General features: G+C 60.8%; 25 protein-coding genes and 4 pseudogenes. 8 read left to right on the forward strand and 21 right to left on the reverse strand.

The window, feature by feature from the left end; genetic code table 11:
• Positions 1 to 33: 33 nt before the first annotated feature.
• The 4 genes from BLO80_RS02065 to BLO80_RS02080 form a co-directional block, all read right to left on the reverse strand.
• A complete protein-coding gene (locus BLO80_RS02065) occupies positions 34 to 516 on the reverse strand; it encodes a DUF6644 family protein (protein WP_092326430.1) in 483 nt (160 codons plus the stop codon).
• 21 nt (positions 517 to 537) lie between these two features.
• Positions 538 to 2,034, reverse strand: a complete 1,497-nt coding sequence (locus BLO80_RS02070; RefSeq protein ID WP_256574067.1) for an alpha/beta hydrolase domain-containing protein — start codon at positions 2,032 to 2,034, stop codon at positions 538 to 540.
• Positions 2,035 to 2,079: 45 nt separating this feature from the next.
• A complete protein-coding gene (locus BLO80_RS02075) occupies positions 2,080 to 2,844 on the reverse strand; it encodes a hypothetical protein (protein WP_092326433.1) in 765 nt (254 codons plus the stop codon).
• A 64-nt stretch (positions 2,845 to 2,908) separates the two neighbouring features.
• Complete coding sequence (locus BLO80_RS02080; RefSeq protein ID WP_092164706.1) at positions 2,909 to 3,292, reverse strand: DUF6152 family protein; 384 nt, start codon at positions 3,290 to 3,292, stop codon at positions 2,909 to 2,911.
• A 228-nt stretch (positions 3,293 to 3,520) separates the two neighbouring features.
• Between BLO80_RS02080 and BLO80_RS02085 the strand changes: the two genes are divergently transcribed.
• The gene (locus tag BLO80_RS02085) at positions 3,521 to 4,858 is read left to right on the forward strand and encodes an alginate export family protein (protein WP_092326435.1); all 1,338 of its coding nucleotides are present in this window, start codon (positions 3,521 to 3,523) and stop codon (positions 4,856 to 4,858) included.
• Positions 4,859 to 4,968: 110 nt separating this feature from the next.
• On the opposite strand, the gene BLO80_RS02090 is transcribed toward BLO80_RS02085, so the two are convergent.
• The 3 genes from BLO80_RS02090 to BLO80_RS02100 all read right to left on the reverse strand — a co-directional run bounded on the left by BLO80_RS02090 (position 4,969) and on the right by BLO80_RS02100 (position 8,504).
• A complete protein-coding gene (locus BLO80_RS02090) occupies positions 4,969 to 5,532 on the reverse strand; it encodes a cytochrome b (RefSeq protein WP_092326436.1) in 564 nt (187 codons plus the stop codon).
• A 105-nt stretch (positions 5,533 to 5,637) separates the two neighbouring features.
• A complete protein-coding gene (locus BLO80_RS02095) occupies positions 5,638 to 7,092 on the reverse strand; it encodes an aldehyde dehydrogenase family protein (RefSeq protein WP_092326438.1) in 1,455 nt (484 codons plus the stop codon).
• A gap of 38 nt (positions 7,093 to 7,130) precedes the next feature.
• Positions 7,131 to 8,504, reverse strand: a complete 1,374-nt coding sequence (locus BLO80_RS02100; RefSeq protein WP_092326439.1) for an aspartate aminotransferase family protein — start codon at positions 8,502 to 8,504, stop codon at positions 7,131 to 7,133.
• Between BLO80_RS02100 and BLO80_RS28800 the strand changes: the two genes are divergently transcribed.
• From BLO80_RS28800 to BLO80_RS02115, 4 genes are all read left to right on the forward strand, one after another.
• Entirely contained in the window at positions 8,503 to 8,751 is a 249-nt protein-coding gene (locus BLO80_RS28800) for a CynX/NimT family MFS transporter (RefSeq protein ID WP_139196891.1), read from the forward strand. The genes BLO80_RS02100 and BLO80_RS28800 overlap by 2 nt on opposite strands.
• Positions 8,720 to 9,688, forward strand: a complete 969-nt coding sequence (locus BLO80_RS02105; RefSeq protein ID WP_092326441.1) for a helix-turn-helix domain-containing protein — start codon at positions 8,720 to 8,722, stop codon at positions 9,686 to 9,688. The genes BLO80_RS28800 and BLO80_RS02105 overlap by 32 nt, the downstream gene beginning before the upstream one ends.
• A 58-nt stretch (positions 9,689 to 9,746) precedes the next feature.
• Positions 9,747 to 10,487, forward strand: a complete 741-nt coding sequence (locus BLO80_RS02110) for an IclR family transcriptional regulator (RefSeq protein ID WP_092326442.1) — start codon at positions 9,747 to 9,749, stop codon at positions 10,485 to 10,487.
• Between the two features lie 193 nt (positions 10,488 to 10,680).
• A complete protein-coding gene (locus tag BLO80_RS02115) occupies positions 10,681 to 12,129 on the forward strand; it encodes an APC family permease (protein ID WP_092326444.1) in 1,449 nt (482 codons plus the stop codon).
• A 67-nt stretch (positions 12,130 to 12,196) separates the two neighbouring features.
• Here the strand turns inward: BLO80_RS02115 and BLO80_RS02120 are convergent, their stop codons facing one another.
• Entirely contained in the window at positions 12,197 to 12,499 is a 303-nt protein-coding gene (locus BLO80_RS02120) for a winged helix-turn-helix transcriptional regulator (protein WP_371914558.1), read from the reverse strand.
• Between the two features lie 29 nt (positions 12,500 to 12,528).
• On the opposite strand from BLO80_RS02120, the pseudogene BLO80_RS30530 reads away from it, so the two are divergent.
• Positions 12,529 to 12,932 (forward strand): annotated as a pseudogene (locus BLO80_RS30530) (hypothetical protein); the annotation flags it as partial.
• Positions 12,933 to 13,042: 110 nt separating this feature from the next.
• On the opposite strand, the pseudogene BLO80_RS30535 reads toward BLO80_RS30530, so the two are convergent.
• The 10 genes and pseudogenes from BLO80_RS30535 to BLO80_RS02170 form a co-directional block, all read right to left on the reverse strand.
• A pseudogene (locus tag BLO80_RS30535) lies at positions 13,043 to 13,219 on the reverse strand (methyl-accepting chemotaxis protein); the annotation flags it as partial.
• 81 nt (positions 13,220 to 13,300) lie between these two features.
• Positions 13,301 to 14,293, reverse strand: a pseudogene (locus BLO80_RS02130) (PAS domain-containing protein); the annotation flags it as partial.
• 112 nt (positions 14,294 to 14,405) lie between these two features.
• On the reverse strand, positions 14,406 to 15,083 hold the full coding sequence (locus BLO80_RS02135; protein ID WP_092326447.1) for an energy-coupling factor ABC transporter permease: 678 nt from the start codon (positions 15,081 to 15,083) through the stop codon (positions 14,406 to 14,408).
• Between the two features lie 59 nt (positions 15,084 to 15,142).
• Positions 15,143 to 15,568 (reverse strand): nitrile hydratase accessory protein, encoded by a 426-nt coding sequence (locus BLO80_RS02140; RefSeq protein ID WP_256574070.1) that lies wholly within the window; start codon positions 15,566 to 15,568, stop codon positions 15,143 to 15,145.
• An 8-nt stretch (positions 15,569 to 15,576) separates the two neighbouring features.
• On the reverse strand, positions 15,577 to 16,230 hold the full coding sequence (gene nthB, locus BLO80_RS02145) for a nitrile hydratase subunit beta (RefSeq protein WP_092326450.1): 654 nt from the start codon (positions 16,228 to 16,230) through the stop codon (positions 15,577 to 15,579).
• Positions 16,231 to 16,250: 20 nt separating this feature from the next.
• On the reverse strand, positions 16,251 to 16,895 hold the full coding sequence (gene nthA, locus BLO80_RS02150) for a nitrile hydratase subunit alpha (RefSeq protein ID WP_092326452.1): 645 nt from the start codon (positions 16,893 to 16,895) through the stop codon (positions 16,251 to 16,253).
• 76 nt (positions 16,896 to 16,971) lie between these two features.
• Complete coding sequence (locus BLO80_RS02155; RefSeq protein WP_092326454.1) at positions 16,972 to 18,486, reverse strand: amidase; 1,515 nt, start codon at positions 18,484 to 18,486, stop codon at positions 16,972 to 16,974.
• Between the two features lie 226 nt (positions 18,487 to 18,712).
• On the reverse strand, positions 18,713 to 19,237 hold the full coding sequence (locus BLO80_RS02160) for a group I truncated hemoglobin (RefSeq protein WP_092326455.1): 525 nt from the start codon (positions 19,235 to 19,237) through the stop codon (positions 18,713 to 18,715).
• A 159-nt stretch (positions 19,238 to 19,396) separates the two neighbouring features.
• A complete protein-coding gene (locus tag BLO80_RS02165; RefSeq protein ID WP_092326457.1) occupies positions 19,397 to 20,263 on the reverse strand; it encodes a transporter in 867 nt (288 codons plus the stop codon).
• An 87-nt stretch (positions 20,264 to 20,350) separates the two neighbouring features.
• Positions 20,351 to 21,406, reverse strand: a complete 1,056-nt coding sequence (locus BLO80_RS02170) for an aliphatic aldoxime dehydratase (protein WP_092326458.1) — start codon at positions 21,404 to 21,406, stop codon at positions 20,351 to 20,353.
• 563 nt (positions 21,407 to 21,969) lie between these two features.
• Here BLO80_RS02170 and BLO80_RS02175 point away from each other — a divergent pair.
• Positions 21,970 to 22,905, forward strand: a complete 936-nt coding sequence (locus BLO80_RS02175; protein ID WP_092326460.1) for an AraC-like ligand-binding domain-containing protein — start codon at positions 21,970 to 21,972, stop codon at positions 22,903 to 22,905.
• 144 nt (positions 22,906 to 23,049) lie between these two features.
• Here BLO80_RS02175 and BLO80_RS02180 read toward each other — a convergent pair.
• A pseudogene (locus BLO80_RS02180) lies at positions 23,050 to 23,530 on the reverse strand (sulfatase); the annotation flags it as partial.
• A gap of 36 nt (positions 23,531 to 23,566) precedes the next feature.
• Between BLO80_RS02180 and BLO80_RS30140 the strand changes: the two are divergent.
• A complete protein-coding gene (locus tag BLO80_RS30140) occupies positions 23,567 to 23,935 on the forward strand; it encodes a hypothetical protein (RefSeq protein ID WP_256574095.1) in 369 nt (122 codons plus the stop codon).
• Here the strand turns inward: BLO80_RS30140 and BLO80_RS30145 are convergent.
• Together BLO80_RS30145 and BLO80_RS02190 are read right to left on the reverse strand one after the other, a co-directional pair.
• Positions 23,898 to 24,329: a hypothetical protein gene (locus BLO80_RS30145; protein WP_256574072.1), complete on the reverse strand. Its 432-nt coding sequence runs from the start codon at positions 24,327 to 24,329 to the stop codon at positions 23,898 to 23,900. The genes BLO80_RS30140 and BLO80_RS30145 overlap by 38 nt on opposite strands.
• A 37-nt stretch (positions 24,330 to 24,366) precedes the next feature.
• Positions 24,367 to 25,302: a DMT family transporter gene (locus BLO80_RS02190; RefSeq protein ID WP_092326461.1), complete on the reverse strand. Its 936-nt coding sequence runs from the start codon at positions 25,300 to 25,302 to the stop codon at positions 24,367 to 24,369.
• Positions 25,303 to 25,359 lie beyond the last annotated feature (57 nt).

A 25,359-nucleotide genomic window follows, 5' to 3' on the forward strand; every position in this document is an offset into this window, starting at 1 on the left:
ACCTGAGAAAAACGTTCATCGAAAAAGCTGGGATCAGTAGGCAATCCAGCGACCGCAGAAGATCACGACGCACCACAGGGCGATCGATAGCCAGGCCAGCACCTTGGCGGGAGGTTTCGGGTCATCGCCTTGTGCCTGAGCGGCAGGGCGCAGCAATGGACGCCGGATTGACCAGGCCAGCGTGAACACGGCGACGACCAGGCACATCTTCAGCCAGAACGTTGTGTTGACCAGGACGCGGTCGGGCTCGCCGATGACCATGACCAGCCCGCTGAGGAGCAGGACGATGAGGGCGGCGCGCATCCATGGGAAATAACGGCGGATGACGCCGCGCATGGGCTCATCGGTGGCAAGCACGCCGGCCAGCCTGAGGTCGGAGATGACGGCGGCACCGAAGATCACCGCGATGGCGACGATATGAATGCTCTGGACGGTGGGCACGACCCAGAACATGTCCCTGATGCCGGTGCTCACGGGGGACGCGTAGATCCAGGCGATGATGAGTTCTGATGACATCTGCTTTGCTTCCGCGTTGGGTTAGAAGTCTTGAGGTTTCGCGATCGGACGCAGGCCCGTTGCATCTTCCGGAAGGAGATAGCCTTGTTTGATCGAGAACCCCTTGGCGTCTTCGAATGCCTGTTCGTAGCGGCTGAAGCTTCCATAACGCTGGACAAGCACGTCCTTGGGATAGGGCACCTTGGTGTCGTAGATCAGGCCACAGCCGGTTTCCTGGTCCGTGAGGTAGGTCGCGCTGGGCACCTGGATCCATGGCGGGCGCACGCCCCCTTGCAGGTTGCCGGTGACGGGGTCGCGCACGGCGACCTTGCCCTCGCGCACGACTCGCGGGGCCTTCGGCATGGCTTTGCCCTCACGAACCCAGTGGTCCATGCCCTCGAGGAGTGCCGAGACGACCAATTGCGCCGGCTCGTCGTACAGCGTCCGGCACCGCGGGTCGTCGCCCTTGCCAATGTCGGCGGCGAACAGCTCGGTATGTTCCGTACCAAGGTCGGCCAGCCGCAGATGAGGCATGCCGGTTATTTCGTAGTAGCGAAGCTGCGGGCTGTCGGTGTCCGGCGGCAGGTCGATGCCTTCGCGCACGTCGTGCATCAGTTCGGACTGGCTGTAGACCGTCACGAACGGTACGCCGTCGGGCATCTGGCGTGGCAGCCGAACGACGTCGCCGCCCACCTCGCCATAGGCCATGCGGCCGGTCATGTAGGCATCGATCAGCGGCCTGGCGTCGGGCATGCGCCATTGCTGGTGGCGGCCCTGGTCGAGGTAATCCATCCAGACTTGCGCGGTCACCGCCCAGCTATTGACGTAGACGCGTTGCACATTGAGGCCGGCCAGTGGGCCTTGTGCCGCCGGGGTCTTGAGCAGCAGGGCCAGTTGCGCCGCGATGCCCTGGGACTGGGGCACGAACGGGTCGGGACCGTTACCGCGGGTGAAGCGTTGCGGGTCGTAATAGCTGCCCAGCGGCGCATAGCGTGCATAGTCGAAGCGGCGCATGAACTCGAAGTTCACGATGTGTCCGTACTGGGCAATCTGTTCGGCTTCGGCGGCCGGGGTGTCCGAGATGAACTTGGGATCGACGGCCGGCCTGTTCATGTTCAGCGTGTAGCCGACGTATGCGTAGCCACGCCGTAGCAAGTAGTCACGGGTCAGGATCCAGCCTGCGCCACGCTCGCCAAACCAGCTGAACGGCTCGATCACCACCGTGCCGTTGAAGTGGGCGGGATCCGCGGGTTTGCGTACCAGGATGCGCGTGGTGTACGGCGCCTCGAAGAGCTGTTTGCCCGAGGCGGTGATGGCCGGGGCGACGCCTTGCAGGTAAAACTCTTCCTCGATGTAGCCGTACTTTTCCAGGTCGCTGTATTCAGTGCCCGGGCGTTTTGCCGAGGACAGCGGTGGCTTGTCGGAGGGCGGCACAGGTATGGCCGTGGGCATACGGGGTACCTCTGCAAACGCGTTCGCCGTGAGGATCAGCGAGAGCAGGGCGCCTTGCAGCGCCGGCCGCAGGCGGCTGATGGTCATCGCTCGTTCCATCCGGTCATCTCCAAGGGCGCATCGATAGAGGCTTCACTCACGGCTGAGGGACGCCTTGCCCTCGCTGTCGATCACGATCTGGTTGTTCTCGCAGACGTATTCTTGAATGGCGTAGTTGGAGCGCTTGTAGTCGAACGTGAAGCGATACGGGGTGTTGAGCACCTGCGGGTCCTCGATCACCACCTGGTTCTCCAAGTGGTCCGGCCCCTTCAGCCTGATGCGTTCGGTGATCGTCATCTCCTCACTGTGGGGAACGTCATAGAACGTCACGTCCGTTCGCACGCGTTGGGTCTGCACCACCAGCGTGTCGCCTTCCCAGTGGCCGCGGGAATGGCCCTGGTACTTGGGATCGAGCTTCTCTTTGGGCGGCATGGCCTGGTTCAGGAGAATGCGGCGCACCTGTTGCAGGTACTCGCCGAGGACAATCACCTGCTTGTCGTCATGAATGATCTGGATCGGAAACAGCGCCGCCATCATCGTTGGCATGCCTTCGGGCAGGCATCTGGAGCTCGTCGTGGCCAATGGCGTGCCGGCTTCGTTCGCTGCGGCTTGTTTCTTTTTCAGCGCGGCGTATTCGCTGGCATAGGGTTCCTTCAGGTCCATCGGGCCGCCCGGGTGCACCGGATCGTCGGGGTTCTCACCGAACCAGTCGTCGGGGGTTCTTTCCCAAGTACCGCTGATATCCGGGTGCGTATTGTTCTGGGTTTTCGACGTTGCCGCGTTGCACACCCCGATGCCGGTCGCGAGGACGACGCCAAGGAAGATCGTTGCTGCGCTCAAGGTTCGTGTCGGTTTCATTGAAACGTCTCCACGTTGCGGGCTTGTTCGGTTCGGTCGCCATGAAGCTGGAGAAGCACTTCTTCTATCCGCCGCCCGTGAGCACGACGTCACCGATCTTGATCTCCACGAGCAGACCGCCCGGGTCACCGTTTTTCAGCGGCCTGAAGGACACCTCGGCGTTTTCGCCAGCCTTGATGGAATCAGCGCTCCAGCCGGCACGTTGCAGCGCGTTGACGCTGCCGGTCTCGATCTTGAATCGCTGGGGCGGCGGGCCGGGTGTGTCGAGGTAAATCGTGATGTGCGGATTGGTCCAGGCAAAGCGCTCGACGACGCCCGTTACCGTGACCGTCTTGGTCTGGTCGAACAGCGCGAATGAATGGTGGGCAGTGGCCAGGGAGGGCAGGGCACTGCAAGCGACGATGGTCAGCAGGCAAAGCCCCTGACGTAACAGCGGTAATGGGGTCATGACGGAGGCCTCGTTCTTATGCGTTCTTATGGCCCCAGCATAGGGCGCACGCATGGGCGGGCCGTAGCCCAAAACGGCAACCGTTCACGTCTCTGGAAATGTTTTCCGGGGGATGTCAGGGAAATGGGGCGTTGGCCCTAGCACATGCTGATTTGGGCTACCGCATGGACGACCCGAATCGGAACACTCATGACTCGCCTCATAAAATATAAAAACAGGAGAGACGTCATGCGCACCCCCCATTACGCCCCGTTGTTTTCGCTGGTCGCACTCTGTGCGTTCGAGCCGCAGGCACAGGGTTACGAGCTTTACAACGAAAACGAAGGCGGGACCGTTCTGAACGCCGAGCTTTGGGCCGGGTTTGGCTGGTTCGGCAGCAGCAAAAATTACCTCGGCGACCCGCAGCGCGGGCCCGGCAGCATGCGGTGGCAGGAAGGGTTCGCCAAGTATGGTCTCAGCGGCACGACGGATCGGATCGCCGCCGGCTCGATCTACGGCGGGTTCAGCATGATCAGTACGGGATCATGGGGCGACGGCGATGCGGGGGGGATCACCGCCGGAAATGAAAGGGAAACCGCTGTGGAAGATGCCTACCTGGGCTGGAAGTCAGGTGATCTGATTCCGGCATTGGGCACGGACGGGGTTGATTTCTCTTTTGGCCGACAGATCGTTACGGTGGACGGCTTCCTGATTACCGACGATGGGTTCGCCCCCGGGAAGGCTTTCAACCCTATCGAGGGCGTAGCGGATGGCCGCTTCAATCGCGGCGGCGCCTTTTACCTCGGCCCGCGGTTGGCGTTCGGGAACACGGCAGTCCTGAAGCTGGGCGGCACGGAAGGTCTTCACGGTAGCCTGATATGGTTGAAATCGGATAACCCCGGGCAATCCAAGGCCGAAGTGGCGGCCGCTACCGTCGACTACACGACGCCCATCGGCTCGATCGGTTCGACGTACGTGCGCGGCCTGGATGTCGAAGAGCGATACGTCTTTGCCGATCGGGGTGAACGCAAGGGCATGGACATCTACAGCATTCGTGGCCAGGGCAATGCCGGCATCGAGAATGCCGACTTTGCCTTCGAAGTGGCGCGTCAGGAAAAACGCTCGGGATCGCAGCGGGCGATGTTCTTCGACGCGGGCTACACCTTCGCCGATGTCAAATGGCAACCGACGGTGAGCTATCGCTATACGCGTTACTCCGAAGGTTGGGATTTCCTGTTCCAGGGCGGCTTTCGCAAACGCTACCAAGGCGAAGTCGCGGCGAATTACGCAGGCTCAGTGACTTCGAACATGCAGATCAATGACGTGTTGCTCTCGGTGATGCCGACCGACAAGTTAACGCTCAACGCGATGGCCTTCGACTTCCACCAGCTTTCCCGGCGAGGGGAGCAGGACTTCAGCGCCCGCGAGTTCGACTTTTTTCTGGATTGGATGGTGACGGACAACATCACGCTCTCGCCGCTCATCGGCCTCTACAAGCCTGAGAAGTGGCTCGGCAATGGTGGCAACCAGAGTGGGAGCGCATCGACCAATACCTACTTCCAACTCATCGCCTGGGTGACCTTTTGAGCGGTCGTTCACGCCGTGAAACAGCCTGAGCGCAGGCTGATTTGGGATGTCTCCCCAACCGATTGCTTGTCATGCAAGGCGTTGGCACTTTTCGCCAACGCCTGATCGAGTCACAGCATGCGGCGCAGGACATCGTTTCGAGGGTCGCGGTCATAAAACCGGTGCTTCAGGGCGCCGGCGACATGTACCAGGATCAGGCCGAGCAGGGTGTAGGCGAGCACTTTGTGCAGCCATTGGAAGACCACGAACCAATCGTCATTCTTGCCCAGGAGCTCCGGAAGGTTCACCCCAAAGAAGAACACGCCGTCGCTCATCGTGTAGGTGCTCGACATCGAATAGCCCATCAACGGCACGATCACCAGCAGCGCGTACAAGGTACGGTGGGCAAGCCTTGAAGACACTCGCTCATACCGTGCCAGCGTCTCTGGCGGTTGCGGCAGCCTGGCCGTTCTCACCCGCACGGCGATCTGGACCAGGACTACCAGGAATGCCAGCACCCCGAAGGATTTGTGCCACGGGTAATAGAGCTCATATTTGCTCGCCACTTCGTCAGCCAGCCCAGTCATGTGCCAGCCCGCCCAGAGGAGGCCAGCGATGAGCACGGCGCGCACCCAATGCAAAATTCGCAGGGACGTCGGATACCGATCAATTGTTGTTTGATTTAGCGGATTCATCACGGTCTCTCCATCGATCATCAGAGCCAGGGGAATGCACGTTTGAACGGCCACCCTCTACGACACAGGGGCGTGGAGGGTGGACGGGTCAGTGCGGGTTTACGCTTAACCAGGCAGCAGCACGGTGATCACCTTCTCCTCGGTGTAGGCCAGTGCGCCGCTGAATCCACCTTCCCGGCCAATGCCGCTGGCCTTGACGCCGCCCCAGGGCAGGTTGGCGTCCAGCGGGCTCCAGCAATTGATGCCCACGGCCCCGGCCTTCACCGCCGCGGCGACGCGATGCGCTCGTGCCAGGTCGCTCGTCCAGACCGTGGCCGCAAGGCCGTAGTTGGAGTCGTTGGCCAGTGCGACGGCCTCTTCTTCGCTGTCGAACGTGATCACCGTGCCGACGGGGCCGAAGATCTCGTCCCGAGCGATCGCCATGTCATTGCGGGCGTTGGCGAAGATGGTCGGCTGGACGAACCAACCCTGTTCAGGGTTCGATATTCCGCCGGCCAGCAAGGACGCACCTTGGTCGATGCCCAGTTGGATGTAGCGGTTGACACGATCCAATTGGGCTTTCTTGGCCACCGGCCCCATTTGCACGCCGGGTTGGCGGGGGTCGCCCACCTTGATGGCGCGCGCGGCATCGGCCAGCGCTGCGGCGAAGCGATCGGCGAGGCCGCGTTGGACCAGGATGCGCGAGCCGGCCGCGCAGACCTGGCCCTGGTTGGCGAACAGGCCGAGGGAACAGCCGAACAGCGCGTCGTCGAAGGCGGCGTCGTCGAAGACAATCTGCGGGCTCTTGCCGCCCAGCTCCAGGGCCACGCGCTTGAACAGCACGCCGGCAGTGCGCTGGATCTCGCGTCCGGCTTCGGGGCTGCCGGTGAAGCTGATCTTGTCGACATGGGGGTGTTCGCACAGGGCGCGACCCACCTCGTTGCCGTAGCCGGTGACGACGTTGATCACGCCATCGGGGAAGCCGGCTTCCTGGGCCAGCGTTGCCAGGTGCAGCGCCGACTGTGGCGTCTCTTCGGACGGCTTGATGACCACGGTGCAGCCTGCCGCCAGCAAGGCGGCGAGTTTCCAGACCGTGATCATCAGCGGTGAATTCCAGGGAACGATGGCACCGACCACGCCCACAGGCTCCCGTACCGTGTACGAGAGGGACTTGGTGCCAAAGTAGCCACCGGAGGGAATGGTCCGCCCCTCCAGCTGGTTGGCCCAGCCGGCGGCGGCGCGCAGGTTGGCGACCGCATTGGGCACATCCAACCGGCGCGGTTCGATCGGCGAGCGGCCGATGGCGTCGGCGTCCATATCGGCCAGCACGTCGGTGTCGCGTTCCACCAAGTCGGCCAGTTTCGACAGCAGTCGAGCGCGCTGGGCACCGTCAAGCTGGCTCCAGGCGCCACGTTCGAGCTGGTGGCGTGCGGCTTCCACGGCACGGTCCACGTCCTCGACGGTGCCGCGGGCGCAGCTGCCGTAGACCTGCTCCGTCACGGGGTTGACGAGATTCATACAGCGACCGTCGGAGGCTTCGAAGGATGCGCCGGCGATGAAGTGTTTCAAGTGCTCAGTCATTTGGAAGTCCATGAGTGATGTGCAGGAGTCGGGACATGTCACGCATCGAGGGCGTCCAGGGCGTCGCCGAAGATGTCCAGGGCTTTGAAGAACAGCGCCCGTGAGATCGTCAGCGAGGGCATGACACGCATCACGTTGCTGTAGCGACCGCAGGGAATCATCAGCACGCCGTGGCTCAGCAGGTAACCCATGAGTTGGCCAATCTTTTCCGGTGCCAGTGGCGCCTTGGTGGTCGGGTCCGAGACCAGCTCGATCCCGATCATCAGGCCGCGACCGCGGACCTCACCGACCAGCGGGCTGCCGAAGCCGCGAATACGCTCCTGTGCTTCGAGCCCCAGTGTGTGGGCACGGTTGAGCAGATCGAGCTCCGGGTCCTGGAGGATGCTGATGTTGGTCAGCGCCACTGCGGCGGATAACGAGTTGGCGGCGAAGGTGTTGGGCATCGAGCCGTCAGGAATCGCTGCCGCCAGGTCCGAGCGCATGATCAGGCCGGCCATTGGCAGGTCGCTGCCGATGCCCTTGCCAAAGGTGAGCATGTCGGGCTTCACGCCGGAGTGCTCGACCGCCCACATCTTGCCGGTACGCCCCGCGCCGGACTGCACCTCATCGACAATCAGCAGCGCACCGCTGCGGTCGCAAGCCTTGCGCAACAGTTGCAGGAACTCTGGCGAGGGCGGCACATAGCCGCCTTCGCCCTGTACCGGTTCCACGATCACGGCCGCCACGTCATCGGCGGCGGTGTAGGGGGTGTTCAGCAGGTAATCCACGTACTCACCGGCGATCTGCTCGGCGCTTTTGTGCGTGGTATCGAAGGGGAAACGGTAGGCATATGGGTAGGGGGCATGAATGACGCCACCCATCTGAGCGCCATAGCCCTTGCGATACGCCGTGCCGGTCGTCAGGGCACCGGAAGCGTTCCACACGCCGTGGTAGCCGCCGTGGAAGGCGACGATCTGGTGGCGGCCGGTGACGCGCTTGGCGAACTTGATGGCCGCTTCCAACGCATCGCTGCCGCTTTGCGTGAAGAATGTAATGCAGTCGCCGCGCAAGCCGTCGGGCGCGATCTCGGAGAGCTTGGCGGCCAGTTCGGTGCGCCGGGTGCTGTTGACCTCCAGGGCGTGCATCAGCACTTCGGATTGTTCGCGAATGGCTTGCACCACTTTCGGGTGGCAGCGACCCACGCTGCTGACGCCTACACCCGCGGACAAGTCGATGTAGGTATTGCCATCGGCGTCCTTGAAGGTCGCGCCGAACGCCCGGTCCATGGCCACGGGCATGCGTCCGCCGCCGCGTGCCATGGATTCGGTACGCGCCGACAATGCCAGCGCCTCGGTGGTGCGGGGGCCGGGAATGGCGGTGGTAATCCGCGGGGCATCCGCGAAATGGAGGGCTTCGAGTTTGGCTTCGCTCATGACGGTCTCTCAGGATGTCGGTTTCAGTGTGCCGATCATCCCCGTGGCCTGTTCCGGGCCGGTAGCCCGAATCGGCACATGGATGGGCCGCCGCGCGCGTCAGCACCGGAGCATAGACATTGCCCAAAGAAAATTTGCAGAATTCTCTTTATGTGAGAATATCGCTCAGGAAGGCGATGTAAAAAAGAAGAATATCGGCCGAGGCTTTCGTCATCATGAAAAACCAGAACATCAGCCATTTCCATGACATCCATGTCCACGCCGCCACCGTCCAGGAGTGGAGCCAGGATTACAACCAGTTGACCGCTGGTACGGCTGAGAGCTCACTTATCCAGTTGACGACGGCCCGCTGCCACGTGTTTCGCGAGCAGATCAACCAGCGTGTCGTGCAGCACGGCGTGGCCCCACGGGGCAAGATGTGTTTCGCCGTGCCGATCACCGTCCCGGGTTCGATCCGGATGCAAGGGCGGGAAGTGGACGACAGCAGCCTGTTCTTTCTTCATGGTGGCGAGGAATTCATGTTCCATATGCCGCTGGGCATGGAACTGCTGGCGATCACCTTCGAGCGGGAGTTGTTCGAAGATGCGTTGGCGCAAACCGCGTCGGCCAAGGAAATCGCTCAGTTACTGCGTCAGCCGGTGATCAAGGTGTCCTCTCAACGTTATGCCGAGGCTCGCCGTCGAATGCTGGCGGCGTTCTCCCAGGCGCTCTTGAGTGAAGAGCTCGACAATGCGCAAGACCGGGAACTGGCGCTGGAACAGACTATGCTCGGCGAGCTGCTGCAATTGATGACCGACCCCGCCTGCGACAAACAGCAGCGCACGCCAAGTTCCACGCGCAGTTACATTGTCGAAAAATGCCACCAACTGGCGACCGCGCAATTGAACAACGTGCCCAGCGTGGACGAGTTGTGCCAGCGACTCCAGGTCAGTCGGCGTACGGTGCAGAACAGCTTCCGCTCAGTGACCGAGACGACGCCAGTCAATTACCTGCGCTCCGTGAGGCTGAACGGTGTGCGCCGCACCCTGATGTCCACCCCCGCGACGCATCTTTCGATTGGCGATGCCGCGGCCCAGTGGGGCTTCTATCACCTCAGCCATTTTGCGGCGGAGTACCAGGTGCTGTTCGCAGAGTTGCCGTCTCAAACCGCGCGCGCTGCCATCAGCGGTTGCGCCCTTGCTTGAGCCTTTGCCCGCTGCACCCGGCAGCGGGCGGGCTGGCCTGCACAAGGATGTGGAAAAGATGAATAGCCTTCGCCGCCTGCTCAGGGTCTTCGACTTGTTCCGCCCTGAACAGCCGGTCATCGATGTGGACGTGATTTGTCGGGAGCTCGGCTACACGCCCGCCACCGCCTATCGTTATCTGCGCGAACTCGGCGACGCGGGTTTCTTGAAGCGATTGCCCCGCGGCTACGCACTCGGCCCACGGATCGTCACGCTGGAGCATCAGATGGCTCACTATGACCCATTGCTGGCCTGCAGCCGGGGCCTGGTGGACAAACTGGTGGCCGACACGGGTCTGGACGCACTGGTCAGCGAATGGCATGGCGACTCAGTGGTCAACGTGCTGATCCAGCGGGGTTCCGACGTCGGCCCCGTGGGTGGCGACCGGGGGCGGCCGATCGATCTTTTTCACAGCGCGACCGCTCGGGTCGTATTGGCCTATCTGCTGCCGCGCCAGATCCGCCGCATCTACGACGTCCATGGGAAGCCCGCCGAAGAGTTGCATCAGGGGTTGGCGTGGAAACCGTTCACCAAGGGGCTGCTCGCCATCCGCAAGCAAGGCTACTGCATCAGTGAAAGCGAGCTGTACCCGGGGCGCAGTGGCGTCGCGGCGCCGATCTTCGACGAAAAACGCCGAGTGCTCGGGAGCATGACCCTGGTGGGGCGTAGCGAGCGGTTTCATGCGTTCCAGCAGGGCTACCTGTGCGACCTGGTCACCGGCGCGGCGTCGGAACTGACGGCGCGTATCGCCTTGCAGTAAGGCGAGAGCGACTGGACGGCTGGCTTTTTCGAGGGAAACACGCCGATGACCGATTTGGGCTAATGGGGCGTTCGGGGGCAGGCATAGGATCGAGTCCAGCGTGCGACACGAACAATAACGCCATCCGGTGACGGCGAGGGATTGACTGCACCGATCCTACAGCGTCTGCCTCATACGATAAGGTCAAGAAAACATGAGTGTACCTCTGCCGGTCAATAGCTCCACGGAGCTCAAGCGTGGGGCCCTGGGTGTCGGCTTCATCATCTTCTTCGTGGTTTCGGCGGCGAGCCCCTTGAGCGTCATCGCCGGCGGCTTTCCCATCGGCATCATGCTGGGCAACGGCGCCGGCACACCGGCGTTGCTGCTCCTGGCCTTGCTGGTGTTACTGGCATTTTCGGTGGGCTACACCACCATGTCCCGGCACGTGACCAACGCCGGCGGTTTCTATGCCTTCACTTCTCGCGGCCTGGGAGGCCTGGCCGGTGGCGCGGCCGGGGTGCTGGCGATGTTTGCCTACAACATCCTGCAAGTCGGACTGTATGGCATGTTCGGCGGCGTGGTCAGCGGCACGATGGAAAGCGTCTTCGGCCTGGTATTGCCCTGGTGGTCGTACTCGCTGATGGCGATGGCCAGCGTCGCGATTCTCGGTTATCGCAAGATCGATCTGTCGGCTCGGGTGCTGTCGGTCATTGTGATCGCCGAATACCTGGCGATCCTGCTCCTGGATTTCGCCATTCTCAGGACCGGTGGCGACAGTGGGATCAATCTCGACGCGTTCGATCGCAGCCATGTGTTCAGCGGCACGCCGTCCATCGGCTTGCTGTTCTGCTTCGCGGCGTTCATCGGCTTCGAAGCCACCACCATCTATGGCGAAGAGGCCAGGAACCCGCAACGCACGATCCCGATTGCCACCTACTGTTCGGTTTTGCTGATCGGCGGGTTCTACGCGCTGTCGGTCTGGTCGATGGTGATTGGCGTGGGCGCAGACAAAATCGTCTCCACGCTTCAGGCCTTGCAGGACCCGACGACGTTTATCTATGGCATGTCCGATCACTTTGTCGGCCCGCACCTGACCCAGGTCATCCGCGTGCTGTTCATGGTCAGCATCTACGCCGGGCTGCTGGCGTTCCACAATGCCGCGGCGCGTTATTTCTATGCCATCGGCCGTGACGGTTTGCTGCCCAGCCGGTTGGGCACCACCCATCGCGTTCACCAGAGCCCGCACATGGGCTCGGCATTGCAGAGCCTGATCTCCGCCGTGGTGGTACTGATTTTTGCCGCCATGGATGCCGATCCGATCCTGCAACTGTTCGCCTGGCTGTCCAACCTGGCGACGCTGTGCGTGATTTTGCTGATGGCGCTGACCTCCGCAGCGGTCTGGGTCTTTGCCCAGCGCCACCCTGAACTCAAACTGGGGATCTGGCGTGGGCGGATTTTCCCGGGTTTTTCTTGCGTGGCGTTACTGGCGGTCCTGGTCATTGCGGTGGTGCATTTCGATGTGCTGACCGGCGCGAGCAAGGCCTTGTCATATGGCCTCTGCGCGATCATTCCCGTGGCCTTATTGGCGGGTGTGTTTCTGGCGGCGCGACTGCGCAAGGTGGCACCGCAGCGGTATTTGGGGTTGGGAAGTCATAAGCTATAAACGGTCCATTCTGGACAAATGGTTCAGAAACTGTGTGCATCCCTTGTAGCTTGGGGGGTTAACCGAATCACTCCGCCAGCTTGAACTCCGCGGCCTCGTCAAACTTCGACCGGGCCGCTTCAACCTCGGGCAGTTTGTCGAGCGTCCATTTATGCAATTCGCGAAATGGCTGCTGCAATGTTCGACCCAGCGGGGTGATCTCATACTGCACTGCCACGGGCGAGAACGAAATGATCTGGCGCGAGACGAGACCATTGCGTTCCAGCCGCCGCAGACACTGGGTAAGTGCCTTCTGGGTGACGCCCTCCAGGCGACGTTTGATAGCGTTAAAGCGATGCGGCCCGTCATCAAGTACCGCCAGAACCATCATTGACCACTTATCCGCGATCTGGTCGAACCAAACGACTGGGCTTCGATACTGTTGAGATCCACGGAGCCCATGGCTATTTGATCGGTCAGTTTTTCTGTCTGGTAGCAATCTGCGCACCGACCGCCTGAGTTTCCCGAAACTGACGGTGAGAACGGGTTGAGCTGCGCGGGCTGGGCGAAGAAAGTCACTGGCGCCACAACCATCAGCGTCGGTTCGGTTGGGCTGGAGAATGGTGTCACTAACGCCTTCGCCGGCAAGGGATCAGTCCCTGCGAGTCTGGATCGGCTCATAGAGCGTATGGAGCGCGGAGAGTTCGATCTGATCGCAGTAGGGCGTGCGTTGCTGAGTGAAGGATTGGGTCGCCAAGGTGGAAAGAGGCGATTACGCGGAACGGAAGGGCTTCAATCCGGCCTCTTTAGCTGAATTGGTTTGAATTGCGGTGTGGCCCGGATGTACGCGCAGGCCACACGTTCAATGTAATGAAAATGGACGCGCAGCTTGAACTCAGTACCTCTCGATCATGTCGGCCGCCTGCTGGGTGGCCTGGCTGGTACGGGTGGCCAGCTTGCGGACCTCGTCGGCGACCACTGCGAAACCCCTTCCGGCTTCACCGGCTCTGGCCGCCTCTATGGCCGCGTTCAAGGCCAACAGGTTGGTCTGTTTGGCGATGCTTTGGATGGCGGCGACTATCTGCGTCAGCTTGGCGAGGTTTTCCTGCATGGCTTGATGCTGACGTTCCTGAGTCTGGCGCAGCTGGCTTTCCTCGCGATGGGAGTGCACGTCGGTGATCGCCCCCACTGTACGTAAGGGCGTGCCGTCGGTGCTTCGCTGGGTCTGACCTCTGCCTCTGAACCAGCGGTACTCGTCGTTGCGGTGCTTGAGGCGGTAGGTCACATCGAAGGGTGTTCGGCCGGAGCGGTCGGCGACATGCTCGACAAACGCTTGCACGGCACGCTGGCTGTCTTCGGGATGCAGGCGGGACAGCCAGCTTTCGAACACATTGGGAAACTCTTCGATGGTTTCGTAGCCGAGCAGACGACGCATCTGTGACGAGAACCAAATGACGTTATGCGGATTGGCTGGATCGCCTGCGACGATATTGATATCCCAGAGCGCGTCCTGGATGCATTCGCGGGAAATATCGAAGCGGGCTGAGAGCATCGCGAATTCTTCGTCTTGCATGCGCTGTGTGTGGATGTCGCGCAGCAGACCGACGCTGATCTGTGGCAGCCCCCGTTCGTCACGGAGCGTTTCGCCGCAGATCCGGACCCAGCGGTATTCTCCCGAGAGGTTCGCGAGGCGCACCTCCACCTGGTAGGGAGCATGCCCGCTGCGATCGGCAAGGTGATGGGCCAGGGCATCCAGGTTGGCCTGGCGGTCGTCAGGGTGAAGGCAATCGTTCCAGGGCCCTAGACAGACGGGGAGATCCGCTTGGGTGGGCAGGTTGCCGAACCATTGCAGTACTGCATCGCGTGCGGGCCGTTGGCGGCCATCGTGCTGCAATTTCCAGAGCAGCTCACCCGACCCGCCTGCCGCCAATTGCCAAAGTTGTTCTTGATCATGCAACCGCGTTTCGTATTCACCCAGCTGAAGCTTGAGGCGTTGCAGTTCAGCATTAAGGTCGACCACGCTGGCCCGGAGCGCCGTGCGATCGGCGAGCAGGCGTTCGATGCCCGCCAGTACCCGTCGCAGTGACGAATCCTTCGTCGCTATCAATACTTCCTCGCCGTCGGGCTGGTCCAGCCGGTCGCCGAGCCGCTTCAATGCCTTGCGGGTGCTATTTCTGAAAAACATCAAACACCTCTGGTTCGCTCACGAGGTTTCGGGGCGGTTCTCGCTCTTGATGCCCCGAGCATCACGGTCTTCGAATGCCCGGGGACAGTCTGGCCTGGAGGAGTCTGTCGACTCAGGCGGCCTGGTACAAACGGCGCTCAAGCAGCGTACTACCACGCAGGCGATGTGTTGCCTTGGCGCCGGCCAGCACGGCCAGGTCCAACAGCGGTTCGAGGATGACGACGGTCATGTAGGCACTGCCGAAGGTCAGAATTGACAGGGCGTTTTCTGCTGTGAAGCCTCGCCCGTAGAAGGCCCAGAAGGCAACCCAGGCGACAATGCCCCCCTGGAAGGCGGTCGACAGCCCCAGCGCTTGCCTATAGCTCAGTTCCACATATGGCGTGTTTGGCGCGATGACGCGTTTCGCCAAGGCGGTAACTGCGAACAGCGGTACCAGGAGGGTGGTGACGTTCATGCCGTATTGCGGCAGGTCGAATGGCGCGAAGAACAGACCCTGGATCAGCAGCCCCAGGGCCAGACCCGCTGCCGCAGGTGCGGCGCCGAACAGCAGAAACAGCGTTGACCCGAGGATGAGATGGACCTCGGAGACGCCGACAGGATGGTGCGGTAGTAGCTCGAAGAAGCTGAATACCAGGGCCGTGGCAGTGACAGTGCGAGCCAGCAGCGAGAAGGCACCACGCTCGCTCATGGCCTGGGCGGCGAGTTTGAGGGTGTAGGCGCCGGCACCCGCGGCAGTGACGTAGCTCAGCCAGAGTTTTCCAGCTTCCACCAGGTTAGGTTCGATATGCATGACGATTGCCCCTTGGCCGCTACGCGACCTCGAAAGTAAAAAACAGGACGACTCCGGCCTCAGCTAGTGGCCCGGCTGATCGCCACCGGCTCGTGCCGCGGCAGGTGTTCGTGCCCGCTTCCATGGGCCGGTGGGCAACTCGCATTGAGCAGCGTGACCGGTTGTCCATGGGGGGTATTCAAGTAAGCTTGCTGCCATTCCTCGGTGCGGCGGGTGATGTCTTCCATGCCCGTTAAACCGAGTGTGGTGACCATTCTTTCCAACGCTGTGAGCCACTGCCGGTAGTAAGTGTCGTTGACGCTTTCTCCGGGTTGCGCCGGGGCAGCCTTGATCTCGTCGCTGAATACCTGCACCCAGTCCTCCCAGGTGAAAAGACCGATTTGGTGCAGGTGTACCAGCAGGGAAAAGGCCTCGGCCTGCCAAGGTTTGTCGAATACCGGGCCTTCGTCGAGAGACAGGCCGGCTATTGGGAGAATGTGACGCATGCTGGCGCTCATACGGCCTCCAGGTAGTTGTCCCACAGATCAATGCAAACACTGTCCGGTCGTGCCACTCCCCACAGTTCTGTCGCACTGAAGCGAACGGCATAGACCTGTTGGGGTTGTTCGCCGAGACCGTGGGCTAGCGTGTCCGGAGTGGCAAACGCGCCGTGTACAATTTCGATGGTCCCGACCTTGCCGCGCGCGTAGCGCGGCAGCCGGGTGTGGGTGGTTGGGTTGAGGTTCTTCGTCCGCACCCGGTCACCGACCCGGAAGCGGCCAGGGACGGGTTCCTTTGCCCGGGAAGAGGCGCCTCCGAGCACCACCGCCTCGACGATGTCCGGTGTCAGCACCGTTGGGGGCTGTGCCGGTGAGGTCGGTTTGACCGTGCCCAGCAGTTCGGCCGTGCTGATCACTCCTTTTTCCAGCAGCAGGGTCTCGAAGGCGTGCAGCCAGTGCTCGTAGTAACTTGACTGCAAGTATTCAGCCGGTTCCATGCGTTCAATGGAATGGCGGAACTCGTCGACATTGAAGTGTCCGCCGACGAAGAGTGAGGCGAACAGCGGAAAGACTCTGCGCTCCCAGTCGTGATGGAAGATGGGTTCATTTTCTTCGATGAGCACCGGGCCGAAACCGTGCATACCGCCTAAGTCGTGTACACCGTTCATGGTTTTTCTCCTTCTCGGGGTCAGGCTTCGTCGCCCGGCGTCTTCGGCAGGCCAGTGCCGATCATGGCGTCGCGCGTCACCAGCTCGACCAGTCGTTCCTCGCTCCAGCCGTCAGTACCGGCCGGACGTTCCGGCAATACCAGATAGCGCAACTCAGCACTGCTGTCCCAGACGCGGACTTCCTTGTCATTGGGAATCATCAAACCGAATTCGGCCAGCACGCTGCGCGGATCGATGACTATCCGTGACCGATAGGGCGCGGACTTGTACCAGACGGGTGGCAGACCCAAGGTCGGCCAGGGGTAGCAGGAGCACAGCGTGCAGACCGTCACGTTGTGCACGGTCGCGGTGTTCTCCACCACGACCATGTCTTCGCCCTGCACGCCGGAAAAACCCAGTTCGGCAATGGCCGCGGTGGCATCTTCCAGCAGCCGATGTTTGTAATCGGGATCGGACCAGGCCTTGGCGACCACCTGAGCGCCGTTGCGCGGGCCGACCTTGTGCTGGTAAGTGTCCACCAGAGCATCCATGGCGGCTGGGTCGACCAAGCCCTTTTCGATCAACAGGGATTCGAGTGCCTTGACACGCAGGGCGATGGCCTCGGGGGGCTCGGTGTGGTCGTGATCGTGATCGTGATCGTGATGATGTTCGTGGGTATGGCTCATGTATTGGCTCCTCTGAAGTTGATGCTCACTTTCAGTGCTACTTGCCGGTGTTTGCTCGCCAATGCGATGCGCAGGTTCACAACGTCCGCCAATCAACAGAAGCCTCGAATGCGGCTGCAGCCTGATAGAGGGTGCCTTCGGCATAATGTTTTGCGACTAACATCAGCCCCACGGGCAGTCCGTCCACCAGGCCACAAGGGATCGACATGGCGGGGTGCCCCGTAATGTCTTGAGCGGCCGTATTGCCCAGCATCTCCAACGCACGCGTGACGGTCTCGGTGATTGAGGAGCCCGGTTCCGGGAGCGGCTGGGCGGTGATTGGCACCGTCGGCATGACGAGCAGGTCATAGGTATTCAACGCCCGGTCATAGGCGTCTCGGGCAAAGCGCGCTATGTTCTGGGCCTTGGCGTAGTAGCGGCCGTTGTAGCGCTCCAGACCGAACTGGCCCACGAACATGCAAAGCTTGAGTGATGGCGACAATGCGTTTGCCTGGTCGCGCCAACCGACCTGTTTGTCCAGCAGGCCCACGTCGTAAAGCCCCTTCCAGTTAAAACCCGCGCCATTGCCGTGCATCATTTGCATGGTCAGGCCTTCACAGCCGATAGGGTTCCATAACGATCCCGCCAGGTTGTGTTCGGGAACCGATACTTCCTCGACCCGCGCGCCCAAAGCCTCGAGCTGGGCGATAGCGGCGCGCACCTTTTCTGCGATACGTGGATCCTGGTTAGCGAGTTGGAAGCCTTCCTGGAGGATCCCGATCCGGAGTCCGGTCACGCCTCGCTCCAGATAATCGCAATAGGCATCGACCTTGGGGGCGGCCTGGCGAGGGTCGAGCCCGTCGGCGCCGGCCATCACTTCGAGCATGAGCGCGTTATCGCGTACGTTGCTCGTCATGGGGCCGACATGGTCGAAGGTGGACTCGATCGCCATGACCCCGGTGTAAGGCACTAGCCCCCAGGTAGGTTTCATTCCATAAATGCCGCACCATGCGGCGGGAATGCGGATGGAACCGCCTTGGTCGCCACCGATAGCCAGGTCGACCGCGCCCGTCGCCACAAGCGCCGCGCTGCCCGAAGACGAACCGCCCGTCGTGAAACCATGGCGAAAAGGGTTGTGCACCGGCGCGGGGTCCGAGGTATGGCTACCACCGGAGAGGCAGTAATGCTCGCAGGTGGCTTTGCCGAGGATGGTTGCGCCAGCGTCGAGCAGACGCGTCACCACGGTGGCATCAAACGACGGTACGAACCCCTCCAGCGGTGCGGCGCCGTTCATCATCGGGACACCGGCCAGAGAGATATTGTCTTTGAGCGCGACCGTCTTGCCGGCAAGCTTGCCCGAACTGGCGCCCATCACCTCAGTTCTGTAGTACCACGCGTTCAGCGGATTTTCCGTGCTTGAAGGGCGATAACCGGAACTGCGCTCGTAGCGCACCGCAGGGATGAAATCAGGTAACTCATCGACTAGGTCGTAGGCATCGAAACTGGACTGCATAAGCGCCAGGTATTCGCTGGCTTGCTCGGGTGTCAGCTGTATGTGCAGGCGGCTGGCGAGATCCTGCACGTGTTCGAGAGTCGGGCGGATGATGGCCATGGGGTGTCCTGTGTCCTGTGCCAACCCGCAGGGCTGGCAATGTCTGTTCAAACGTCATCTCGGGGATGCCCGGGCACGGTGCGAGCCGTGGCCGGGGCTGGTATCAAGCTATCGCCACAGATTGAGCAGCGCTTGGCTGAGAAGGACAGTCGCTTGGTTGAGCGGGACTCGCTTGCCCCTCCACGGTAGCCCTCCATTGCTGTGGCTTAGCCTTATGCCGAGGGTATTAGTCTTCGGATTCAGGCGTGGTCTGTTTCCGAGATGATTTCCCTGGTTTTGGCCAGACAACCCCAACGCTTCTCATGCCTTTGGCGGGGTCCATTTCCGGGTGCGCGAGTACGACGTCCCGATAGGAGGGGCTCCCGATCACCGCCGGTTTGAACTTGATGAGGAAGTCATTGACCTCTTTGCGCAGGTCTGGGGCCAGAGCGTAGTCGTCGTAGCACGCCTCGAGACAATCGAGCACGGCTTGCCAGTGCACCTCGGTCAGCCCCATCCCGCGATGCGCGGTGACCATGTCTCTCCCCCTGTATTTGGCGCTTCCACCCCAGTGCTCGGAAAGGAAATCGACAAAATTGATGTGTTCCTTCTGGAACGTCGATTCCGACATATGGGCCCAGATGTGCCCGATGGCGGGGTGTCCCATTGTTTTTCTCAACACTGCGCCTGCGAACTGATAGATCGCGTCATAGCCGCCAAGACGGGTATAGAGGGAGGGTTGTTGTTCCGTGGTGGGTTGCTGGTCGGTCATTGTCGGGTTACTCCGTTTCGGGTGAGAGGCATCTCATTAGCCAACTGTCGCGTTGGCACGATTGATAGGGATGCGAGGTCTTGCGACGGATCCGAGTTGAATTCGTCGTCGGGCACACGCTTGGTTGATCAGGACAACGGGTGGTAGAAACGGGTGGCTCTAAAAGACCCTGACGTAGCGCAGGTTCATGCGAAAGTTCTCCTTGGGGCCGTTCTCCACCGCAAGGTCGCGTCCAAGTTGCACTTGGAGTTGGTCCTTGGCGGTGAAAAACTTTCTGGCCGTGACGCGAAAGTTGGTGGTTTCCATCCTGTCGTCCTGGTTGACACCATCGATCTGGTTTTCCCCGCCCCAGCTGTGGCCGAAGCCGATAGCCAGCGCACTGGTCTCGTCGGGCATGTAGCGCCCCATTAACTGAGCGCCGTAGGAAACGTCCTGCTCCCGGCGGGCGGAGCTGGCGCCGAAGTCGTTGTTGTCTGCGTACCAGATGGCGTCACCGACGAGGTCGATGGCCCACTTCTCCGTGAAGTGCTTGACGTAAGCGCCCTGGAGATCAACCTTCCAACGGTTCTCGCCAAGGTTGAGCGCGTCGTCTTTGTCATAGTTGCCAGTCGGCACGTACAAGTAGGCGGTCGCACCGAGGGTGTCGTTGGCGTCGTTGAGGCGGTACTTGAGTGGTGCAGTGAGAATGAGGTCGCCGATGCCGCTGGCGTCGCCTAGACCAGAAGCGTCACCACCGCCCGAGACATGACCGAAGGGCAACAGGAATTGAGGCTCGATGGTCAGCCGCTCGCTCAACTGATAGACGTGCAGCAGACGCAGAATGCCGACATCGGAAGTCAGGTTGAAATCGGAGCTGGTCTTGTGCCCTTGGGCATAGGCACTGTCCGTGGTGGCGTGCTGGTAGTAGACCACGCCGATGGTCGCTCCCACGGGGAGCGGCTCGTAATCGCCAGGATCCACCTCGAGCGCGTGGGAAGAAAGGCTGGGGAGGAGGGCGACAAGCGACAGGTAGCGGAACTGTTTCATGATCGATGATCCTTTTTTCGGGCAAAAAGAGCCCCGCAATCGCCAGTCAGGCAATGCGCAGGGCTAAAAGTGGAGTCAGCGATGGAGTCAGGCGGGCGACACTTGCGCGTCGCGCATCATCCCGGTCTGCGGGTGGCAGTTGATGTACTCGAACAGTTGCTGGCTACCGTCCGCCACCGAGACCTCGTGATACAGCCGCAGCTTCGAAAGGCCTCCGATCACTCGGAAGAACGTGGTGAAAATACGTAAATGAGTGGGGTGGGATTCTGCCCAGCGTTCCAGTTTGTCGAGCGATCGCCAGTGACCGATGTCATAGGCGATGTCGAGGAGATTGCCATCCAGGTCGACATTGCGTACGAAGCGGTTGCTATAGCAGCCCAGCGCCTGCCCTTCGTCACGCAGAAAGTTCATGCCGTCTTGCAGTGGCGGCAGCATCTCGTTGAAGTAGAGCGCACGCTCTTCCTCGCCGGCTTCGACCCAGTCTTGTCCGGAGCGGATCAGCGTCAGGTTGTCGTGGCCGCGTACCACGACCCTGCCGCCCTTGGCGGGGTCGCCTGAAATGACGTGTAGTTCGCTGGTCGGCTGCATCCAGTCGGTCTGCGAAATAGCAAAGCGGTCGCGCGCCGAGCCCCAGTAGCCGTGCTCCTCGATCTCGCCGCTGATGCCGTCCATGATCGCACCGACACCTGGCAAATCGTCCTTGAATGCATACAGCGTCTCGAATTGCTCGGCACGTGGTGCGATGACTTCGCGGAAATACCCCAATCCCTCGTTCAGGCGCGCATCGTCGCCCCACCAATCGGCCACGGGCGCTGAAAGTAGCCATCGGTGATAGGCGGCGGGATCACGCCAGTAGCCCACAGCGATGAAGTTTCCATAACCCTGATTGTCGAGGTGGTAGGTCAGGTCGTGATTCCCAGGGCCATCGGCAAGGGCAAAGCTTGCGTCAATGTAGCGCATGGCTTGCAGGGCGGCGGCGCGTTGCTCGTCGCGAAATTGCACCCCGAGGTAAGCCATTACCACTTGCTTCACGTTTTCGTCGGCTCGCCCCACATACATCGGGAAGGGTGGCTGGTAATCGTCGTGAACACGACGGGACAAAGTCCGGGGACATTTGAGGTGTTTATCGATTGCAGATTCCATGGGGGGCTCCTTTATTTCCGTCTCAAACGGACGGTTCGCTGTTCTACATCCCGGGGGATGTCGTTGTTTTGCGGTGGGGACCACGCCATCGGCGTTGCAGCACCAAGGTTCCGAGCAGCACCAGGTAAGTGGCGAACTCTTCGGGTGCCATGTCCCATCTCTGTAAAAACCAGGAGGAATCGGACAGTCGCTGCTGTTCTCGTGGATGCATGAGACACCTCATCATTCGTGCTTGTAGGGACACGGCGTGGAGTAAAAATTATCCAGGGGGGATGCAACGTGCTTGGCTCGAATGGACAACCGTTTGGTTAAAAAGGACAGGTAAAAAAAGGCCGGCATCTCAACGCGCAGCAATGGTGCGGGGCTTGTGGAACAAGAGGGCGAGGCGCCCCGAGAAGTGGCATGGGGAGTGTTGGAAGGATCGACCTATGTAACGCGCAGGCGGCTGTCTTCCGAGGTGTCTGACCGCGGGAATGAGGCAATGGCGATGGCCTGCTAATTGCTTGGCTCGCAAAAACGTTACCCCGCTTTTCTTGTTGAAACGCCGCCGCGAGGTGAATGCAATGAGCCAGACCTGTCAGTATTCAACGCTTGCCGTTACGGCACCCCTCCGGTTCGATTACTGGAAAGAGGTGGTTTGTCACCACTGCCTGGACGCAGACAGCAAACCGCTGGCGCAGAGCGATTTTGATGGGGCGTTGGAGGTGCATAGCATGGGCGCGTTGGACATCTGCACGTTGTCCGCACCCTTGCATTATTGGGAGCGGTCCGCCCAGCACCTGCGCAGTGATCCCAATGACGATTTGTGGTTGGGCTTCACCAGGAGCGGTTATGGCGAACTGGAGCAGGCTGACCGACGGACGAAACTGGGGGCGGACGATCTGTTTCTTTATGACGCATCCCAACCGTTCAGGTTCAGCTTCGGTGGTACCGATAACCACCTTGTCCGCATTCCGCGACAACTGCTCAGCCAGCGGCTGCCGGGCGTAGCGGATTGCACCGCGATGGTTCTGGATGATCGTCGCCCAGGGGTGATTCCGTTACGCGAGATGTTACGCCAAGCCGCGAGTATGCCTTCAGTCTTCCATAACACAGGAGTCTCCAGTCGTTACTCCAGCACGTTGCTCGACCTTCTGGTGGTCAGCCTGGAACTCCAGGATTTAAAGCAGACTCATGACGAGTTGGATCTGCATGGCCGGATCATGAAGTACATCCATCAGTACTTGACCGAGGCGGACCTGTCGCTCGAACGCATCGCTCAAGCCCACCATGTCTCCACACGCACGGTGACGCGTGCTTTCGCCCGTCATCAGAAATCGCCGGTCGCGGAAATCTGGAAGGCGCGATTGCTCGCCAGCCGCGACGCTATTGAGCGCGGTCAAGTCCGCAGCATTTCTCAGGCGGCGCTGGATTTCGGCTTCTCCGACTTTTCTCATTTCAGCCACGCTTTTCGCAAGGCCTTTGGCGTCGCTCCCCATACGCTCCTGCGACGAGAGTGAAAGAGGAGCATGCTCTGGGGGCACCGTTTTCAACAATCGAAATGTGCCCCAACTGGTCGGTCTATCTATTGAACGAAGCTTGATCAGCGCACATCGTTTGCCCGCAGCAGATATAAATCAGTCATGGAGTGTGGAACGGCAGCGTCATGGAATATTGCGATAGAGCATCAGCCGCGCCGTTTCGTGCAGTCCCCGTGTCAGCCCATTCAAGCGCCGAAACTCTTCGGGATGCTGCGCGGCCACATCGTCACGCGGCGTGGGCGATGCCAAGTCGTGCAGGGTCGGTGAACTGCCGTCGTGCTGCATCTGCAGCAGGAAGTCCTTGGTAACGCCGCCAATGATCGGGAATGTACCCTCGCGCAGCACCAGCGGCACCACGCGCTCACCCTCGGGTGCCGGCTGCTGGATATCCCGGCCCAGCGCGCCATTTCTGAACGGTATACCCGCCATGCCCGCCACCGTCGGCAACAGGTCCACGAGACCGACGGCCTCTTCGATCACCCGGGGTTGCGCGCGTGAACGGCCGATGGTTGTCGGAGGTTTGCAGGTAAGCGAAGAATGGCTGGTCCTTGGGCACGGGACGCAGCAGTCGGTCGCTTTCCTTGAACAGGTCCAGATCGGAGATCCTTCGTGGGGGCACACGTTGCCAGGCGGCTGCCAGATGGAAAAAGTTGTAGAGGGGTTGCTTGTCCCGCGCCGTACATTCGACGGCATCCGGAAACGTGATTTCGGGATGCGCGACTTGGGCGAAACCGCAGGAGCGCTCGGCATCGTCATGCCAGCCTTGGAAAAATTGCCACTGTTCGACCTTTTCCGGTGCCCAGCTCAACAGGCGAGGCGAAAAGTCGATACCGGCGAAATCACAAAAGCGCGCCAAAGTGCTTCGCGTATCGCCCATCAGGTCCTCATCACTGTCCAGGTACAGCACCTGACTGGCATCACACTGTTCGAGCACCCGCTCATGGATACGAGCCAGCTCATCGAAGCCGGATTCATCCGTCGAAATAGGTGGTGCCACCGCTCTGGCTGACGCGATACAGCGAGCGCATCACATCCCGCGGCTGGCGGACCAGGAACACATGCCTGAATTGCGCCAGCCACGTGCTATCAATCGAGTTGAAGTCGACGAAGTAAGCAATCTCCTTGGAGAATTGCAAGCGGTGCGGTGGTGCTGGACGTTCGCCGAGCAACGTCATCGCCTCGGCGTAACCGGTAATGCCGGGTGGTCCGTTATTGATCCGGCGGGTGTGCTCAATCAGCGCATGTTTTTCGGGAAAATGCCTGGCCAGAAAAGGCCCGGAGAGCCTTTCGTGCAAGACCTTGACGTCCGGATGCTGCATCACGGCCCGCTCGAAAGCGGTAGAGCGGCTGCGGGAAACCGCCCACAGAATCACATTGGGCAGGGAATCAGATGACGTCAGCATAAACAGCTCCTTGTTAAGGTCTGTGCATGTGAAGCGTTCAGCGCGTGGCGGTGGGCTTTTTCAGCAGGATGAAGCCTGAAATCAGGATAAGGGCCAGACCGGCTGCGGTCCGGCCATTGAGCACTTCATTGAACAGCAACGCCCCCCAGGCAATCGCGAAGATCAGGTAGGTGTAATCGAATGCGCCGATGATCGAGGTCTCGCCGATTTGATAGGCCCGGGCGATACCGGTACTGACCAATACCATCAGAATCGCCAGCACGACCATCACGCCCCAGTCGCTGATCGCCATGGGCGACCAGTCGCCCACCAGAAATCGCAGACCCTCGTTGGCCGGCAGGTGAGGGCCAGTCTGTGCGACGACAATGCTGCCGACGATCCCCATCAACAACAGGACGATGTTCAGCGCCAGGGCCAGGTGCATCGGCACCTCATTGGCGCACTTGCCCTTGGTCACGACCGCTGCGAGGGCATAGAAAATCGCAGCGAGCACGGGCAGCAGTGTCCATAGGTTGAAGTCAGCCTGACTGGGTGCGAGTGTGACCAGCACCCCGGCAAATCCCACCAGAATGGCCACCCATTTGCGCGGTGTGACATGCTCGTCCAGGGTGACTGCCGAGAACAAAGCGATAAACAAAGGTGTTGTATAGATTGCCAATGCGGCTATGGTCAGGCTGATGAAGGGCAGTGCGCTGTAAAAGGCGATCCACATCAGGGCGAGCAGCAGGCTTCTTGTCCCTATCCACAAGGGGGAAAGCGGCCGCTGCCGCGTTGTGCCGCGACGGTACATCAACAAGGCGACGAGCATGCCGATGGCCAGGACCGAGCGAATCACGTAGAGCTGCCACATCGATGTCTCGGCGCTGGTGGCCTTGATAAGAGCGTCTGACACTGACAACAGGAACACCGAACCTACGACGATGAGGATGCTTTGTCGGTTTTCAGCGGCGGTAACGGTTGTGGTTGCAGACATGATGAGTCCTGATGTGATCGACCTGGAGGATTCTGGTTGAGCTCGTATTGCATTTAA

The organism is Pseudomonas sp. NFACC56-3 (genome assembly GCF_900100025.1).
Lineage (GTDB): Bacteria > Pseudomonadota > Gammaproteobacteria > Pseudomonadales > Pseudomonadaceae > Aquipseudomonas > Aquipseudomonas fluorescens_AA.